This is a genomic window from Agarivorans sp. QJM3NY_29, from assembly GCF_050870835.2.
Taxonomy (GTDB): domain Bacteria; phylum Pseudomonadota; class Gammaproteobacteria; order Enterobacterales; family Celerinatantimonadaceae; genus Agarivorans.
The window spans coordinates 191,074-206,676 of record NZ_CP194036.2 but is presented as its reverse complement, the minus strand read 5'-3'; the positions used below and the strand labels follow the sequence as shown (position 1 = coordinate 206,676).

General features: G+C 45.3%; 12 protein-coding genes and 2 pseudogenes. 5 read left to right on the top strand and 9 right to left on the bottom strand.

From position 1 onward, the window contains the following. Positions 1 to 8: 8 nt before the first annotated feature. The 4 genes from ACRRS0_RS00940 to ACRRS0_RS00925 form a co-directional block, all read right to left on the bottom strand. Positions 9 to 4,361 carry a thrombospondin type 3 repeat-containing protein gene (locus ACRRS0_RS00940; protein ID WP_432455077.1) on the bottom strand — a complete coding sequence of 1,451 codons (4,353 nt, stop codon included), beginning with the start codon at positions 4,359 to 4,361 and terminating at the stop codon, positions 9 to 11. 354 nt (positions 4,362 to 4,715) lie between these two features. Next, positions 4,716 to 5,603: an IS982 family transposase gene (locus ACRRS0_RS00935; protein WP_432455078.1), complete on the bottom strand. Its 888-nt coding sequence runs from the start codon at positions 5,601 to 5,603 to the stop codon at positions 4,716 to 4,718. A gap of 247 nt (positions 5,604 to 5,850) precedes the next feature. Next, positions 5,851 to 6,930: an alanine racemase gene (gene alr / locus ACRRS0_RS00930; protein WP_432455079.1), complete on the bottom strand. Its 1,080-nt coding sequence runs from the start codon at positions 6,928 to 6,930 to the stop codon at positions 5,851 to 5,853. 78 nt (positions 6,931 to 7,008) lie between these two features. After that, positions 7,009 to 8,373, bottom strand: a complete 1,365-nt coding sequence (locus tag ACRRS0_RS00925; protein ID WP_432455080.1) for an alanine/glycine:cation symporter family protein — start codon at positions 8,371 to 8,373, stop codon at positions 7,009 to 7,011. A gap of 816 nt (positions 8,374 to 9,189) precedes the next feature. On the opposite strand from ACRRS0_RS00925, the gene dgcN reads away from it, so the two are divergent. The 4 genes from dgcN to cspE all read left to right on the top strand — a co-directional run bounded on the left by dgcN (position 9,190) and on the right by cspE (position 12,594). Continuing rightward, on the top strand, positions 9,190 to 10,197 hold the full coding sequence (dgcN, locus tag ACRRS0_RS00920; protein ID WP_432455081.1) for an N-acetyltransferase DgcN: 1,008 nt from the start codon (positions 9,190 to 9,192) through the stop codon (positions 10,195 to 10,197). Then, positions 10,197 to 11,171 (top strand): N-acetyl-D-Glu racemase DgcA, encoded by a 975-nt coding sequence (dgcA, locus tag ACRRS0_RS00915; protein ID WP_432455082.1) that lies wholly within the window; start codon positions 10,197 to 10,199, stop codon positions 11,169 to 11,171. Before dgcN ends, dgcA begins: the two co-directional genes overlap by 1 nt. 12 nt (positions 11,172 to 11,183) lie before the next feature. Then, a complete protein-coding gene (locus tag ACRRS0_RS00910; protein ID WP_432455083.1) occupies positions 11,184 to 12,041 on the top strand; it encodes a D-amino-acid transaminase in 858 nt (285 codons plus the stop codon). 340 nt (positions 12,042 to 12,381) lie between these two features. Then, complete coding sequence (cspE, locus tag ACRRS0_RS00905) at positions 12,382 to 12,594, top strand: transcription antiterminator/RNA stability regulator CspE (RefSeq protein ID WP_432455084.1); 213 nt, start codon at positions 12,382 to 12,384, stop codon at positions 12,592 to 12,594. Positions 12,595 to 13,264: 670 nt separating this feature from the next. Here the strand turns inward: cspE and ACRRS0_RS00900 are convergent. After that, a pseudogene (locus ACRRS0_RS00900) lies at positions 13,265 to 13,500 on the bottom strand (hypothetical protein); the annotation flags it as partial. 50 nt (positions 13,501 to 13,550) lie between these two features. Between ACRRS0_RS00900 and ACRRS0_RS00895 the strand changes: the two are divergent. Continuing rightward, positions 13,551 to 13,769 (top strand): annotated as a pseudogene (locus ACRRS0_RS00895) (IS256 family transposase); the annotation flags it as partial. A gap of 110 nt (positions 13,770 to 13,879) precedes the next feature. Here ACRRS0_RS00895 and ACRRS0_RS00890 read toward each other — a convergent pair. The 4 genes from ACRRS0_RS00890 to ACRRS0_RS00875 form a co-directional block, all read right to left on the bottom strand. Next, positions 13,880 to 14,374 carry a hypothetical protein gene (locus ACRRS0_RS00890; protein WP_432455085.1) on the bottom strand — a complete coding sequence of 165 codons (495 nt, stop codon included), beginning with the start codon at positions 14,372 to 14,374 and terminating at the stop codon, positions 13,880 to 13,882. Beyond that, positions 14,367 to 14,882 carry a DUF5675 family protein gene (locus tag ACRRS0_RS00885; RefSeq protein WP_432455086.1) on the bottom strand — a complete coding sequence of 172 codons (516 nt, stop codon included), beginning with the start codon at positions 14,880 to 14,882 and terminating at the stop codon, positions 14,367 to 14,369. Before ACRRS0_RS00885 ends, ACRRS0_RS00890 begins: the two co-directional genes overlap by 8 nt. 83 nt (positions 14,883 to 14,965) lie before the next feature. Then, positions 14,966 to 15,091 (bottom strand): hypothetical protein, encoded by a 126-nt coding sequence (locus ACRRS0_RS00880; RefSeq protein WP_432455087.1) that lies wholly within the window; start codon positions 15,089 to 15,091, stop codon positions 14,966 to 14,968. A 118-nt stretch (positions 15,092 to 15,209) separates the two neighbouring features. Next, the gene (locus ACRRS0_RS00875) at positions 15,210 to 15,596 is read right to left on the bottom strand and encodes a hypothetical protein (protein WP_432455088.1); all 387 of its coding nucleotides are present in this window, start codon (positions 15,594 to 15,596) and stop codon (positions 15,210 to 15,212) included. Positions 15,597 to 15,603 lie beyond the last annotated feature (7 nt).

Here is a 15,603-nt window from a genome sequence, read left to right as displayed (position 1 = left end):
ATCACTGCTTACGAAAAACGACGGCGAACCATCACCAGCACAACCAATAGCAAACCCGCCACGCCACCAAATGAGCCGCCACCAGAAGCACTCACCCCTTCGGTAATTGGCTGACGAGTCGCCATACCACTTGGATCGACAATGCTTCCATTGGCTGTCGCATCATCATCATTGGGACCTCCATCTTCGATCGTTAGCTGTATACACCAATACCCGCTCACCAAGCCAACTTCAAACGCAGGATCTCCAGGGGGGGGACAATAACCTTCTGAGCCTGGGGCTGACGAAATCAGATTGTTAGCATCTTCCACATAAGTACGCCAGCCACCCTCCGGAGACCATTTACGATAAACCGCATTTTCCGGGATCTGAGCACGCTGAGGGATCACCACATTCACCGATTGCCCATGCTCAGGAATATTGTGAACTTCAAAATCAAAGATCCCTCCAACATGTGTAACCACATCACTGTCAAGCGATTGAGTATCACTATACATGTCATTTTCTTCCACTAAGGTGCCTTCACGACCGAGCTGCAGCGCACCTTGACCCAGCCGTAAACTGGTTCCGGGATCTGATTCAAGTAAGTTATAACTGCCTTCCGAAATGAGATGACCGACAACATTAGACGATAAATTTTGATTATCTAAGTAATCATAAATACCGTCTTGGTCTGTATCCTGGTAACCCTCTTCAAAGTCGGACAAACCATCTTGGTCACTATCGACACTATTCGACAAGGCTGGCAGGATCGAAGTGACAGTAAAGCTAGTCTGCACGCTGTCACTTAACGAAGGCGAACCTGAATCCGTCACCACCACCGCGATCGTATAAACACCAGCGGCTAAGTCACTTGGATCAACACTCAAAGTATCGCCCTCAGGTGCTAGTCCCGTTAGGCTGTCGGATAAATCCCACACCATAGTATGAGTATCCGTTGCATTTGCATCACTCACCTGTACTTGAATGCTGACCATGCCTTGATCTTGTGCGATCACTGCCCGTAATTTCTCATTTTGACGGATCGCAAATTTCGCTTCGGGCGCGATATTCTCTTCACTAATTGTCACCAGGTGGGAAGTTCTATTTCCCATATTCAATTCAGCGCTATCACCAAGCAAGCTTAGTTCGATAGTTTCGGCGTCATCGGCAATCGAATCGTTTAAACTATCAAAGCTAATTTGCGCTTGTTTGCCTGATTCAATAACAAAGTTGCCATCCTCTAGCACATAATCCAATCCATTGCTCGCCGTACCAGACACAACATAAGGAATCGTGAGTGGATAAACCGGCGATTCGCCATTTAACACAACGCCTACCGTTACCGAATCCCCTTCAAAAATGGTTTGGTCCTTCGTAAAGTTTATCAAGGGTCTCACATTCACAGTTTGATTAACTTCTGCGATATTACCCGCCGCATCACTGGCGCGATAAGTCAACGTATGTACCCCTGGCTCCAGTAAGGTTTGTCCGGCGACCATCTCAACTGCAATTTCACCATCTAAATGATCGGTGGCTGAAACAGCAGTCAATTCAAGCTGAGTAAATAAGCCTGTGGCATTAAACCAAAGTTCAGGATCAAGCGTTATTACAGGCGCCACGGTATCGCGGAGCGGATCACTGCCCTTGGTAAATTCTTCCAGGTTACTCTCACCGTCACCATCAGAATCTAAAGCAGCATCAGCACTATCGAGAGGATCAAGACCATTAGCAAGCTCCCATTCATCACTCATGCCATCGCCATCGTCATCGGTGTCGGCATTATTACCGGTACCGTCGCCATCAGTATCGACAGATTCCCCAGCATCAAGTGGGAAAGCATCGTCCGCATCTAATACGCCATCACCATCATCGTCGGTATCAGCATTGTTACCCGTGCCATCACCATCGGTATCGACAGACTCCGCAGCGTCAAGTGGGAAAACATCATCAGCATCTAATACGCCATCACCATCGTCGTCGGTGTCGGCATTATTACCGGTACCGTCGCCATCAGTATCGACAGATTCCGCAGCGTCAAGTGGGAAAGCATCATCACCATCTAATACGCCATCCCCATCATCGTCGGTGTCGGCATTGTTACCAATACCATCGCCATCGCTATCGACAGATTCCCCAGCGTCAAGTGGGAAAACATCATCCGCATCTAATACGCCATCGCCATCGTCGTCGGTATCAGCATTGTTACCGATACCATCACCATCGGTATCGACGGATTCCGCTGCGTCAAGAGGGAAGGCATCATCTGCATCTAGCACATTATCATTATCATCATCGGTATCGGCATTGTTGCCGATACCATCACCATCGGTATCGACGGTTTCAGCAGCATCTAAGGGGAAGGCATCGCTGGCATCGGCGACCCCATCACCATCATCATCGGTATCAGCATTGTTACCAATGCCATCGCCATCGGTATCGACGGTTTCGGCAGCATCTAAGGGGAAGGCGTCGGTGCTATCGGCTACGCCATCATTATCATCGTCGGTGTCGGTATTATTACCCATGCCATCACCATCAGTATCGGTAGATTCCCCAGCATCAAGTGGGAAAGCATCGGTGCTATCGGCTACGCCATCACCATCATCATCGGTGTCGGCATTGTTACCGGTGCCGTCACCATCAGTATCAATAATTTCACTACCATCCAATGGAAAGGCATCACCAGTATCGGCAACCCCATCGCCATCATCATCGGTATCGGCATTGTTACCGGTACCATCACCATCAGTATCGACAGATTCCGCAGCATCAAGTGGGAAAGCATCATCAACATCTAACACACCATCGCCATCATCATCGGTATCGGCATTGTTACCGGTACCATCACCATCGGTATCGACTGATTCAGCTGTATCGAGTGGGAAAGCATCATCCGCATCTAACACGCCATCGCCATCGTCGTCGGTGTCAGCATTGTTACCGGTGCCATCGCCATCGGTATCAACAGATTCCGCTGCGTCAAGCGGGAAGGCATCAGTGCTATCGGCTACGCCATCACCATCATCGTCGGTGTCGGCATTGTTACCGATGCCATCGCCATCGGTATCGACAAATTCGGTCGGGTCTTCGGGGAAAGCATCCTCCTCATTAAGGACACCATCGCCATCAATATCTTCATCCGCCACATCCGCTGAGCCATCGCCATCTGAATCGCTGAGAATAGTAAATGTCACCGTGCTAATATCCGAACTGTATTCTGAATTAGAACTATTCCAGGCCTGCCAGGTGAATTGGTCGGTCCCTACAAAATCTTCATCGGGGGCATAGCTAATCAGATTATAATCGGCGCTATTAATCTCTAACGCCTCACTGATCGTGGCTCCATTTAATGTAAGTGCGCCATTTTCTGGCAATGAAGCGATACGAATTTTAGCAACAACATTTCCTTGAGCATCAACAAAGTCTTCATCTTCGAAAGCCACCGGCACATTTTCAACAACGTCTTTCCCCTGAGCCGCGTCATAAATGGTCTGAGCCAAAGCTTGCAGTTCAGATGAATCGCCGGCGGCGTAATACCAAGTAAAGGAGTCCGTCTCGCCGGGCGCAAGATCCTTCATTCGAATATAAAAAGCATAGGAGCCATCTCCGCTGGCTTGGACAGTCGAGATGGCAGGGTTTTGATTAATGACATTAGTAAAAGAGCAACAATTATTCTGCACGAGATAGGCTGCGTCAGACTTTACATAAAACAACACCCCACTAGTGCTGGAGCCATTATTACTTTCAATTTGTAAGCCTTGCGCTTGCTCCGCTGACGTAGAAATTGGCGTGAATACACCATCCACTAAATTACCACGTGTTTTAGTGGGGCTATCATCGGTCCCCACATAATCATCTCGCGTCCCCATCCAGAAACGAAGATTTTCGACGTTGCTAGTCCCCAAATTGCTCAGGCTAACAGTAATCGAAACATAGGGAGAGTCTTGCTCGACGGTAAAGCTCGCCTGATAGCCCAAATTAGCTCCATCCAAGGCGAGCGAGCCATTTGTAGTAAGGGTTCCATAACCCTTCACGCCATCATACAAAGTAAAAGCCGAGCTATCGATGGTCTGATTACTTAAAGTAGGATCTTGAGTAATAGTGCCATTATTATTCCAAATCTCGGAGCCATCCCCGCCAAACCCAATCGCACTACTCAGGGGGTAGCTCGAATAAGTCAATTTGTACCATGTGCTATTCGCATCGTCATAATAAAAAGGTTGTTTTAATACACCAGAAGCAGTGATCGATGTTTCTGTACCAGTGCCAAAACGCAGCTGGCCACTATCGAGGGCATAAGTGTCATTAGCCGCGAAGGCCGGAATAGATAGCCCAAATAATGCTGCTACAGCAATTGAGGATAAACTTGATATGCGCATAAAACTCCCTTTTAACGCCCGACATTGGATCATCCTACTCAATGATGATGGCAATACTTAGTTAAAGCTTTGAAAATATAAATCGAGAGACAACAATAGAATAGATCGATAAAATGCAACCCATCATTAACAAAATATCTGAATTTGATTTATATCATGTTTCTTGAAATAGATTCAAGTATACAATGAGTTGCACGAACTCAAATAGATGAAAAAGGTTGATTCGTCGGTGTAGAAGTAATTTTTCAACAAAAAATAAACAAAAATCTTGGTAGGTTCTATCTGGCCTTCAACTTAAGAATATAAAAATGACTAAAGCGAATGCCTTTTTTACTCCCTTAACCTCAGATCGGTTTAAACCATCGCCATCAACCCTATTTTCTCAGCGCTCGTGATATTTAGCGATGGCTTTTCTGGTTTCAGACTGTATGCGATTAGCCCTCCAAGTAGGTTCAACATAAATCCATGCAGGCTCCGATGGCGGGAATGCTCTATCTGAGAGATGTTTTTCAGTTGGTCATTAATGGTTTCGATAATGAACCTTTTTGACAACATCGCTCTATCCCAAGCGGCAAGTACTTTCGGTTTCATGTTCTTACGGTGGGTCGTAATTAGGGTAATTCCGTCCTCTTTTAAATCTTCGGTAAGTGCTTTACTGATATAGCCTTTGTCTGCATACAGCTTGTCGAAAAGGCCTTTTGATAGTTCCCGAACAGGCTTTCTATCATCGGTATTAGCAGGTGTAAGTTTGGCTGCAACGATATCGCCGAGATGGTTGGTAATGATGTGAAGCTTAAACCCATAGAACCAGCCCATTGTACCTTTACCTCTTGCCGCAGTTCCTTTGAAAACCTTATGCCTTGGAATGCGTAAATTTTGGCAGACCTTAATACTCGTAGAGTCAATAAACTCAATGCCTGTCGGCTCTCCTTTAACATGAGTAAAAAAAGAGCTCAATGGCACGAGCACAGAAGACATTACTTCAAGAAATCGTGTGTAACTGAGTAGTGTGGGAAAATCACTCTTGTAGTGACGGCGTACGATTCCAAGGTAAAAGTTTTTGAAATCACGCTGATGAGACATATGGAAAGCGATAATGATTGTCATGATTTCGCTTTCGGACATTCGACCTTTGCGGTTTCGCTTACGTTCGCCGCTTTCAAGCTGAAGTTTTTGCCACTGAGGTAGAAAAGCCTTACAAAAGTCATCGACATGACAAAATAAGTCCACTAATTTATGCATAGCTGGTTTCTTTGCGATGGCTCTCTCTTGGTCGAAAGATCTGATCGCAGAACCAGCTTTTAGTTCCCTTCTTTTTATCCCGAGTTCAGGTTCCCTTAGAAAGGCTAGACAAGCTTCACAAAGGTGTCGACAAACCAAACGAGTACCTTCTATATCGATAGTTTTAAGGAAGAGATACGGCGGGAAACAGGGGCAATTATTCTGCCCCTTAATAACAATATAATAGTGTTAGCGGAATACCACTTCGCTAGGTAAACGCCTTACTTTTAACGACTCGCTTAGTCAACTTAATACACAATTCATAGGGGATGGTATCAATGGCTTGAGCCACCGTTTCAATGGGTAATTGACGACCCCAGAACTCGACGCTATCACCCACTTGATCGCCGGCATCAGCGCCCAAATCAACCGTGAGCATGTCCATCGATACCCGACCCACAATGGGGACAATCCGTCCGTTAATATAGACTGGCGTACCTGCGGGTGCCGAACGAGGATAACCATCACCGTAGCCCATGGCGACCACTCCTATCAGCGTATCTTCTGTGGCTCGCCAAATTTCACCGTATCCAATCGGTTCACCTTTGCGGTGATGACGCACCGAAATCAATTTCGACTTCAAACTCATCACTGGTTTTAACTGATGTTGCTGACCAATTTGTTGCTCATTAGGAGCAATACCGTACAACGAGATCCCGGCGCGCACATAGTCATATTGCGCATCGGGCCAATACAGCGCGCCAGCCGAATTCGCAAGGGTTTTGGGCCCAGAATAGTCCTTGGTTAAGTCTTCAAATAAGGCTATTTGCTGGCGGGTGGTAGCTGAATCTAAGTCATCAGCGCAGCTCAAGTGGCTAATAAAACCCAGCTCACCGGCGAGATTAACGCAGCCCTGAAGCTGCTGAACAAAGTCATTAAACTGGGGACGCTCAATCCCCACTCGATGCATGCCTGTATCGAGCTTCACCCACACGTGCAAAGGCCTGAGCAAATGTGCTGCGGTAAACTGTTGTAACTGGAAGTCACTATGGATCACGGTGTGAAATTGGTGCTCGGCAGCGAGCATTAAATCTTCGCTACAAAAACAGCCTTCTAACAGTAGGATCGGCGTGATAATACCTGCTGCGCGCAGTTCCAGCGCTTCTTCAATTCTCGCCACGGCAAACATATCAGCACTAGGCAAGGCTTTGGCGACATTCACCGAACCGTGGCCGTAAGCATCACCTTTAATCACTGCAACCAACTGCTGCTTGGGACAAAGCCGCTTCAAAACCTGATAATTGTGCTGTAAAGCCTGTAGATCGATCACAGCTTCTGCAGTGAGCATCCTTCCTCCTTCACTAGAAAATTAAAGATGGCACCTTGCCAAGGTCGAAGCTTGGCAAGGCTGATTCACACAATAAAATTATGACTCGGTAACCCCATTAGGCGCTTGCTGCTGACTAAAGTAGCGCTTGGTTAACTTAAAGACCACCGGACTTAACACCGCTAAGGCAACTAAGTTAGGAATAGCCATCATTGCATTCAGGGTATCACCCAGCAACCAAACAAAGTCTAACTCCATAATTGCGCCGACCGGCAAAGCCACAATGAACAATAAACGAAACGGTAGAACGGCCTTAGGACCAAACAGGTATTCAGCACAACGCTCGCCATAAACAGACCAACCAACGATCGTGGTAAAAGCAAATACAGCAAGGCTAATAGCAACCAAGTAACCGCCCCAGCCAGGTAAAATTTGCTCAAAGGCGGCAGAGGTCAACGCAGCCCCCGAGGCACCTTCGGTCCAAGCGCCTGAAATCACAATCACCAGACCGGTAATGCTACAAATAACCAAGGTATCAAGGAAAGTTCCTAACATGGCAATCAAGCCTTGGCGAACAGGTTCATCAGTTTGAGCACTCGCATGGGCAATCGGCGCAGAACCGAGACCGGCTTCGTTAGAGAACACCCCGCGCGCCACCCCAAAACGGATCGCCATCCAGACTGTTGCACCAGCAAAACCACCTTGAGCCGAAGCCGGCGTGAAGGCATGTTCTAGAATCGTCATAATCGCTGGACCAATTTCTCCAAGGTTCATCAGCAAAATGATAAGGCCACAAACGATATAGGCAACCGCCATCACTGGCACCAAGGCACCAGCAAACTTACCCACTCGTTTTAAGCCCCCAAGGATAACCCCGCCCGCCAGTACCATAATGATTAAGCCAACCATTAACGGCGAAAATGAGAAGTTAGACTCTAGCACCTGGGCAATCGAGTTTGACTGCACCGCGTTGCCAATCCCAAAACATGCCACCGCGCCAAATACCGCAAACAAGGTGCCCAGCCAGGCCCATTTCTTGCCCATGCCATTTTTGATGTAATACATTGGGCCGCCAACATAGCTGCCATTTTCATCTTTTTCACGGTAGTTAACCGCCAATACGGCTTCGGCGTATTTGGTGGCCATCCCTAATAAAGCAGTCATCCACATCCAGAATAATGCTCCCGGACCACCAATAAAGACCGCTGTCGCAACCCCCGCGATATTACCCGTACCAACAGTGGCTGACATCGCCGTCATCAATGCCTGAAAAGGCGGGATTTCACCTTTACCACTTGCTCCTCGGCCATCCCACATCAGTTTAAAAGCCGGGCCAATATTGAGGATCGGCATAAACTTCAAGCCTACGGTGAGAAATATCCCGACGCCCAAAATTAACACCAACATTGGTACACCCCAAACGATGCCATTGAGCTGGCCAATCAGCCCAGAGATAAAGTCCATTTATTTGTTCTCCATAATTATATTTAATAAAACGATTTAGATTAGTCACAGCAAGTAGTAGACCAATCTACCAAATACCATCCATAACGGCGTGTTATGAGTAGCTTAGCGACGACCAACACTAACAAATGTTAAATAGTCATAACATGGACACAGCTTGTTACTCACTAGAATAATTCGCCATATTACAAGCCAAAAGCAAGAATAAAACGCTATTTATAAATGCTCTATTTAAACCTCTTTTATCGACAAAAGGCAGATAGAAACATACTGATACATTTTATTAACATTTGACATAGTAGTGTAAATCAATTCGAAAAAATAGCTAAATAGCACCAAATATGTGCAACATCACAGAACAAAGCCCCATTTGGGTGCAATAAATAACCGCAGTTCCTCATTCACATTCGATGTACCTACATGAGACGAAATAAAAAGTCAGATGGGATGAATAAAAATATCAGACAGAGGCGCAGAGCATCCATCTACTGAGGAACTTAAGATCAATATTATATAAATCCAAGTTTCCATCATTGCTGATGAAATATTCTGGAACGCAAAATTTTTAAGACATTAATCCCCACCAAAAACAAAAGTAACAGCATTTCCTAAATATGATAAGGCTATCAAAAATACCCTAGTTCTGTCATCTGCCAACAGATCCTCTCATTTTGAGTAAAGTGTTTTTGACCATAAGAAGCACTACATGCGAAATTTTGTCATGTTTCTTGCAGAGAGTTTTTATCAACATTCAAGATCAATGACGCTGCTGATGCCTAAATAGTGACTCACCAGCAACACGTTTACGGAGTATTAATGATGGAACTGAAAAAACCTTATCTATTGTTTCTTGGCGACGCAGCCGATCAACTTGCAGCCAAAGTAGCCCAAGGCATTAAAACCTGGCATCCCGAGTATTGTGTGGGTCAATTTCGCCTCCCTTCTTGTAATGCGGATTGCGGCTTAGAGGACCTCTCGATTGCGGCAGCTGCAACTGCAGGAGCAAAAACTTTGGTCATTGGTGTCGCTAATCGCGGTGGCATCATCTCCGATGAATGGGTTAGTGTATTAATTGAAGCACTAGAATCAGGTCTTGATATCGCGGCGGGTCTACATAACAAACTCAGCGACATCCCAGAACTCGTTGCATGTGCCGAGAAGCATGGTCGCCAATTATTCGATGTTCGCTACCCAAGCCAAGCCTACCCAGTCGCCAGTGGTAAAAAACGCGCCGGAAAACGTCTACTCACGGTAGGTACCGATTGTTCAGTCGGTAAAATGTATACTTCATTAGCTATCGAAAAAGAAGCTCAAAAGCAGGGTTTTAATGCCGACTTTAGAGCCACCGGACAAACCGGAATATTAATCTGTGGTGAAGGCGTGAGCGCCGACTGCGTGGTGGCCGATTTTATTGCCGGAGCCATTGAAACGATTGCACCAGCCAATAGCGCTGACCACTGGGATATCATCGAAGGTCAAGGTTCTTTATTTCACCCTTCTTTTGCCGGCGTAACCACAGGTCTCATTCACGGCTCACAAGCTGACGCACTGGTATTATGTCATGAGCCAACCCGCACCCACATGCGTGGCGTCCCCGACTATTCACTACCTGATATCGAAACTTGTATGCAGGCCAACTTAGCAACTGCCAGCCTCACCAATAAAAACGTACAATTTGTTGGTATTTCAGTGAACACTTCTCAGCTAGAAGAAAAAGAAGCTCTAGATTATATGGCGCAACTTGAATCAAACATTGGCTTGCCAGTCGTTGATCCATTCCGTCAAGGTGTAGGCCGTATTGTTGAAAAATTAGCGGAGCTATAATGAAAGTTCGTTTCTCTACAAAAAGTTGGCCAATTCGCGGAACTTTCACCATCTCTCGCGGCAGTAAAACCGAAGCAGAAACGGTTATTGTCGAGCTGGAAGACCAAGGAAAAATTGGCCGTGGCGAATGTGTTCCTTACGCCCACTACCAAGAATCTATCGACAGTGTACTCGCTCAGCTTGAAGGGATTTTGCCACGCTTACGTGAAGGTCTGTCGCGCCAAGAGCTACAACTGTTATTACCTTCCGGCGCTGCGCGTAATGCCGTAGACTGCGCCTTGTGGGATTTAGAATGTAAGCAGGAAGGTATTTCCATTTGGCAAAAAGTGTCAGCCACGCCAGCGGCTCTCACCACCGCCTACACCTTATCTTTAGATACACCGGAAAAGATGCAGCAAGCCGCGACCGAAAATGCGTTTCGCCCCTTGCTTAAGCTGAAGCTCGGTGGAGCTGAAGATTTGCAACGCGTCGCGGCCGTCCGCCAAGGTGCGCCAAACGCCAAGATCATCCTTGACGCTAACGAGGCTTGGACAGTTGAACTCTATAACTCACTGATCCCTGAGCTGATTAAGTTAGATGTAGCGATGATTGAACAGCCTTTTCCAGCGGGTGACGATGAGGCTTTAAGAAGTCTATCGCGACCGATCCCTATCTGCGCCGATGAGTCATGTCACGACCGCGCGAGCCTACCGGGCATTATCGGTAAATATGACATGATCAACATAAAAATTGATAAAACTGGCGGTTTGACCGAAGCACTGGTTTTAAAAGAACTTGCCGAACAAGCCGGTCTACAAATCATGGTGGGTTGTATGCTCTCTAGCTCGCTTAGCATGGCACCAGCTTTTGTAATAGCGCAGGGCTGTGAAATTGTTGACCTCGATGGTCCCCTGCTACTCAGTGAAGACATCGAACACGGCTTTGAATTTAATAATAATGAGATGTTGCCTTTCACAGCACAGCTGTGGGGCTAAGAGGAAATAATCATGCAACGTATCGTGTATGTGAATGGGGAATATGTCCCTGAGTTAGAAGCAAAAGTTTCGGTATTTGACCGTGGATTTTTATTCTCGGATGCGGTTTACGAAGTCACCGCGGTGCTCGATGGCAAGCTCATCGATAATGCCGGCCACTTGGCCCGCTTAGAACGCTCATGCGCTGAGCTCGAACTGACCTTGCCAGTGAGCGGCGAGCAGCTCACCGAGATCCAACGCGAACTGATCAAGCAAAATGGGCTAACAGAAGGTGGCATTTACTTGCAACTTAGCCGTGGTAATGCCGGTGATCGCGACTTTGCTTTTCCAGCAGACACCGCTCCGACCTTGGTATTATTCACCCAATCCCGCCCACTGATCGACTGCCCCAAAGCCGCCAAAGGCATGAAGGTGATTTCCATCCCTGATATTCGTTGGAAACGTCGCGACATAAAAACCGTAGGCTTACTTGCCCCCTGCCTAGCGAAACAAGCTGCGCTAGCAGCTGGTGCTAGCGATGCCTGGTTGATTGAAGACGGTTATGTCACCGAAGGAAGCTCAAACAACGCTTATATCGTCACCGAGCAAGGGAAAATCATTACTCGGCCTTTAAGTAACGACATTCTACATGGCATCACTCGCGCTAGCTTATTACAACTCGCCGAAGATGCTCAACTGGAAGTGGAAGAGCGCAACTTCACCATTGAAGAAGCTTATGCAGCGAAAGAAGCCTTTGTGAGTTCGGCAACCACCTTTGTATGGCCGGTGATTGAGATTGACGGCAAAGCGATTGGCGATGGCAAACCAGGTCCTATTGCCCAAAAGCTACGTGAAATATACATTAAAGTCGCACAAGCGGCAGCAATATAAGTCGCTCAAGACAATTCTCAGACCTGATACAAATGTGTATCAGGTCTTCCTTCTCTAGCTGAGCTTCAGCGTAAACACTATAAAAACATGCCCCGACAGGATCCACTGAATTTATATATTTCAAATATGGCTTTACAATACTCGAAACTCAGGTACTATTATCTTGCTCTGCTATACAGAGTTATTAGTGAACCATCAAGTAAATGTAAACCTCAGAATTTCTTCGTTACGGTTGTTATCCTCAGTTTTCCCTTAGCTTTATCGTCACATTCAATAATTCAATTTCAGCGCTCGCATTATCGCGATAACTTTATGAATTTTAAATATTAAGGGACACAATATGTCTAATAAAACAACTGGTTCAGTAAAATGGTTTAACGAAGACAAAGGTTTTGGTTTTATCACTCAAGACAACGGCGGCGCTGACGTATTCGTACATTTTCGCGCAATTGCTTCAGAAGGTTTTAAAACCCTTGCTGAAGGCCAAAAAGTATCATTTGACGTAGAGCAGGGCCAAAAAGGTCCTCAAGCTGCTAACGTAGAAGCAATATAATATATGCTATCAACGTAAATGCTACATTGGCATTTACGTTGGCTCTATTAACGATTAATCCACTATTTATTCTGTAACTTAGATCATCAACGCATTTCCAATAACGACTTCTTGTTAGTGTCATGACCTCCTCTATTTACTTCATAATAAATACATCGATAATTTAAATATCGCATCGTACCGCTTCATTAAATAAAAATTATAAGGACACCTATGTCTCGTTCAACAGGTCGACAACGGTTTTGGTTTCAACAATCACGCCAACAAAATAATAAACCCGCTAAGTAGCATATTTTTTCTCAAACTACATCCTGTTCTAATAACGGCAAACACAAATAGCCGTTGTTAAATCATTGTGAGCATCGATATTGCTCAAACAAACATATAAACCAAGCCTTTACTTATCAAGACCTAAGATAGCTCCCATTTTGAAGAATACGGCGGTGGCGATTGGGCTCGTACACATACCAGATAAATTGGCCTTGGGCGGTGATTTTACGGCTACGGCGACCTTCTTCCCGCGCGCGTTGTAGCGATATTCGGTCAGCCCCTGCTCCGGGCTGTGCTCGGCCACCAGGCGGCCGCCGTCATCATAGTCCCTGCGCCACTGCCTGCTGCGCTTTTCAGCCAGCTTGCCGTTATAATTCGGTTGGGTGTCTAGTTAGGCAGTAGCATAGGCACAAACATCGATGGCAAACACCTGAGTTAACAGAAGAATTCGCTGCTCTACCCACTCTATGCGATGCTCATAGCTCTGCCCAGAGTGAGAGGCTTGCCACAAAGAAATCCACGCCGAACACAGCGGGAGACACAGTGATAGTACGGTGTATCTTGGAGACTGACCTGTGATTGACGTGAACGCGACACAAACAAGCACCCTGTATATTTGGATATGAATATAAGCATTGTTGCTTATGCCTACTTTTACCAATTAGGGTGGGTGTCTAGGTTATCTTCATACCATAGAGGCGGTCCATCGTCAGTTCCGTAAACTGACCAAAACTAAGGGTGGTTTTCCGGATGAAAATAGCTTGCTAAAACTGCTGTACGCTGGGATATTGAATGCTTCTAAGAAATGGACAATACCAATCCAGAACTGGAATATGACATTGTCTCAACTGGCGATCCGCTTTGAAGGGCGTTTGGATGATGCCTTAGCTGACACAGAATTCTGAACGCCCTCTAGAAAACAGACCACGCTCTTCATCCAAAAATATAAAGTGACTCTGATCCCTTTTATTCCCTAGCTGCAAGGCTCCAACACTTTGCCTGAAATAATTTTTTCTTAATCAATTACCCTAATGCTCAGTAATTTTAGTTTGTTAGCTAATTGATCGGCAAAAGGTTTTAGTGAGTGCATTTCGTTATGGCTAATCTGCTCCATCGACTGAATAAGCTCTAATCGAGTTTCTTCTAACGCTTCTTCTTCGCCACCACTAAAATCTGTCAACAACGCGCTTTGTAGCTCTTCCAGCCACTTTTGATACTCTTCAGGATACTCACTCAATATAGAAAGCATAATATTAGGTTGCTTAATCAGTAAACTGGCGATCAACGGGGATACTTCTCCCGAGGTTGCACCGTCACGCTTTAACCAAATTAACCCTAATGTATTCGCTATAGGTACAGTCGTTTTAGAATTGCTAGATTTTATATCTTGCTTAAGTTCAAAATAATTTTTATTTAACCAGTTTAAGTTAATGTCATTGACAGCAGTTGTGGCGAACACCTGTAAAGAAGCAATAAGAAGCCCCAATGCCATTAAACTTTTCTTAATCATTATTTAGGTCCTCTGAATTAGTAATCTCAACTGATGTACTACTGGCTGCTGCAATATACTCAAAAATTTCTTTCATGGCAGTGCGGCTATTTCCAACATTGTACTCACCACTACTAGACTTACCGCTAGTATTTCCGGGCATCAAGCAACCTAAGGTATCCTGATGATAGTTTCCAGCATGTATCAAAATGTTTGTTCTACCCGGCACATTAAGCAACTGATAAACATTCTTATATTTTGGAGAGTTATAAGGTTTTAACTTATAAGAACCAGTATTTATTCGTTGATCAGACCCTTCTTGCTGGGAATCTGGTCCTCCGGGCTCTAGCACGTACCAACTTTTCGCTATCCCATCTATTTTTAAAGAACCCAATGTTGATTTAGTTCCTTGCTTAAGACGTGTAACTTTTATTTTCAAGTTAGCTTTAGCAGAAAGAGCTATTAATTTGTCATTAATTTTTCGATGACTTCGCCCATTCACGTCAATTTTCCCATCGGGACGCACCATACCCACCACTTTCTTTTGAAATACTTTAATCGCCGCAACGGTTTTAGAGTTTTCTGGTTTTGCCTCTAGCTTTCCATCTTCGGCTAACTTTTTAGTCGGGGGGGAATTAAACCTAGCAATTGATTTAAGGCAGCTTGTACTGCTTTTATGTCTTGGGGTGTATTTACGCCACCCAAACCAACAGATTGGGTGATTTGCAACTTAGCCATTGTTACACCTTGTACACAGTTATATTTAAAATTTCGTATGGTTACTTTCGAACTACAACGCTAGCGTTACCTGTGCGCGAAAAAGCTAAAAGCAACTCGGACCCATTTACTATGCAAGCTACAGTTCGATAGTTTTCTGTTCGCTAGTGTTTGGCTTTGCCTCTATAAAAGCCTCCCATGAAACAAGAGCATTTCTAAATTGTTGAAGAGTAAACTCCTCAAAATAGGTCTCATCATGCATTGAGTATATTTTGGCAACGTCTAGAGTAATTAATACTCCCCATGATTCTCTAATCCAGCTAGAAGATACTGTTGTACCACTTAAGACTGAGTCGACTTTCATTATTCCTTCCTTAATCCAAGGAATAGTCTGAAAATAAGGAATACCTCCATCATCCATTAAAAGGCAAGAAAGGAGACTGAACCCATCACTATGAACAGTTTCAGTTTTACAGCTTGGGGAAAGAGTGCTCTCTGCTCCTTCCCATAAATACGTAACTTTCATATTTCGA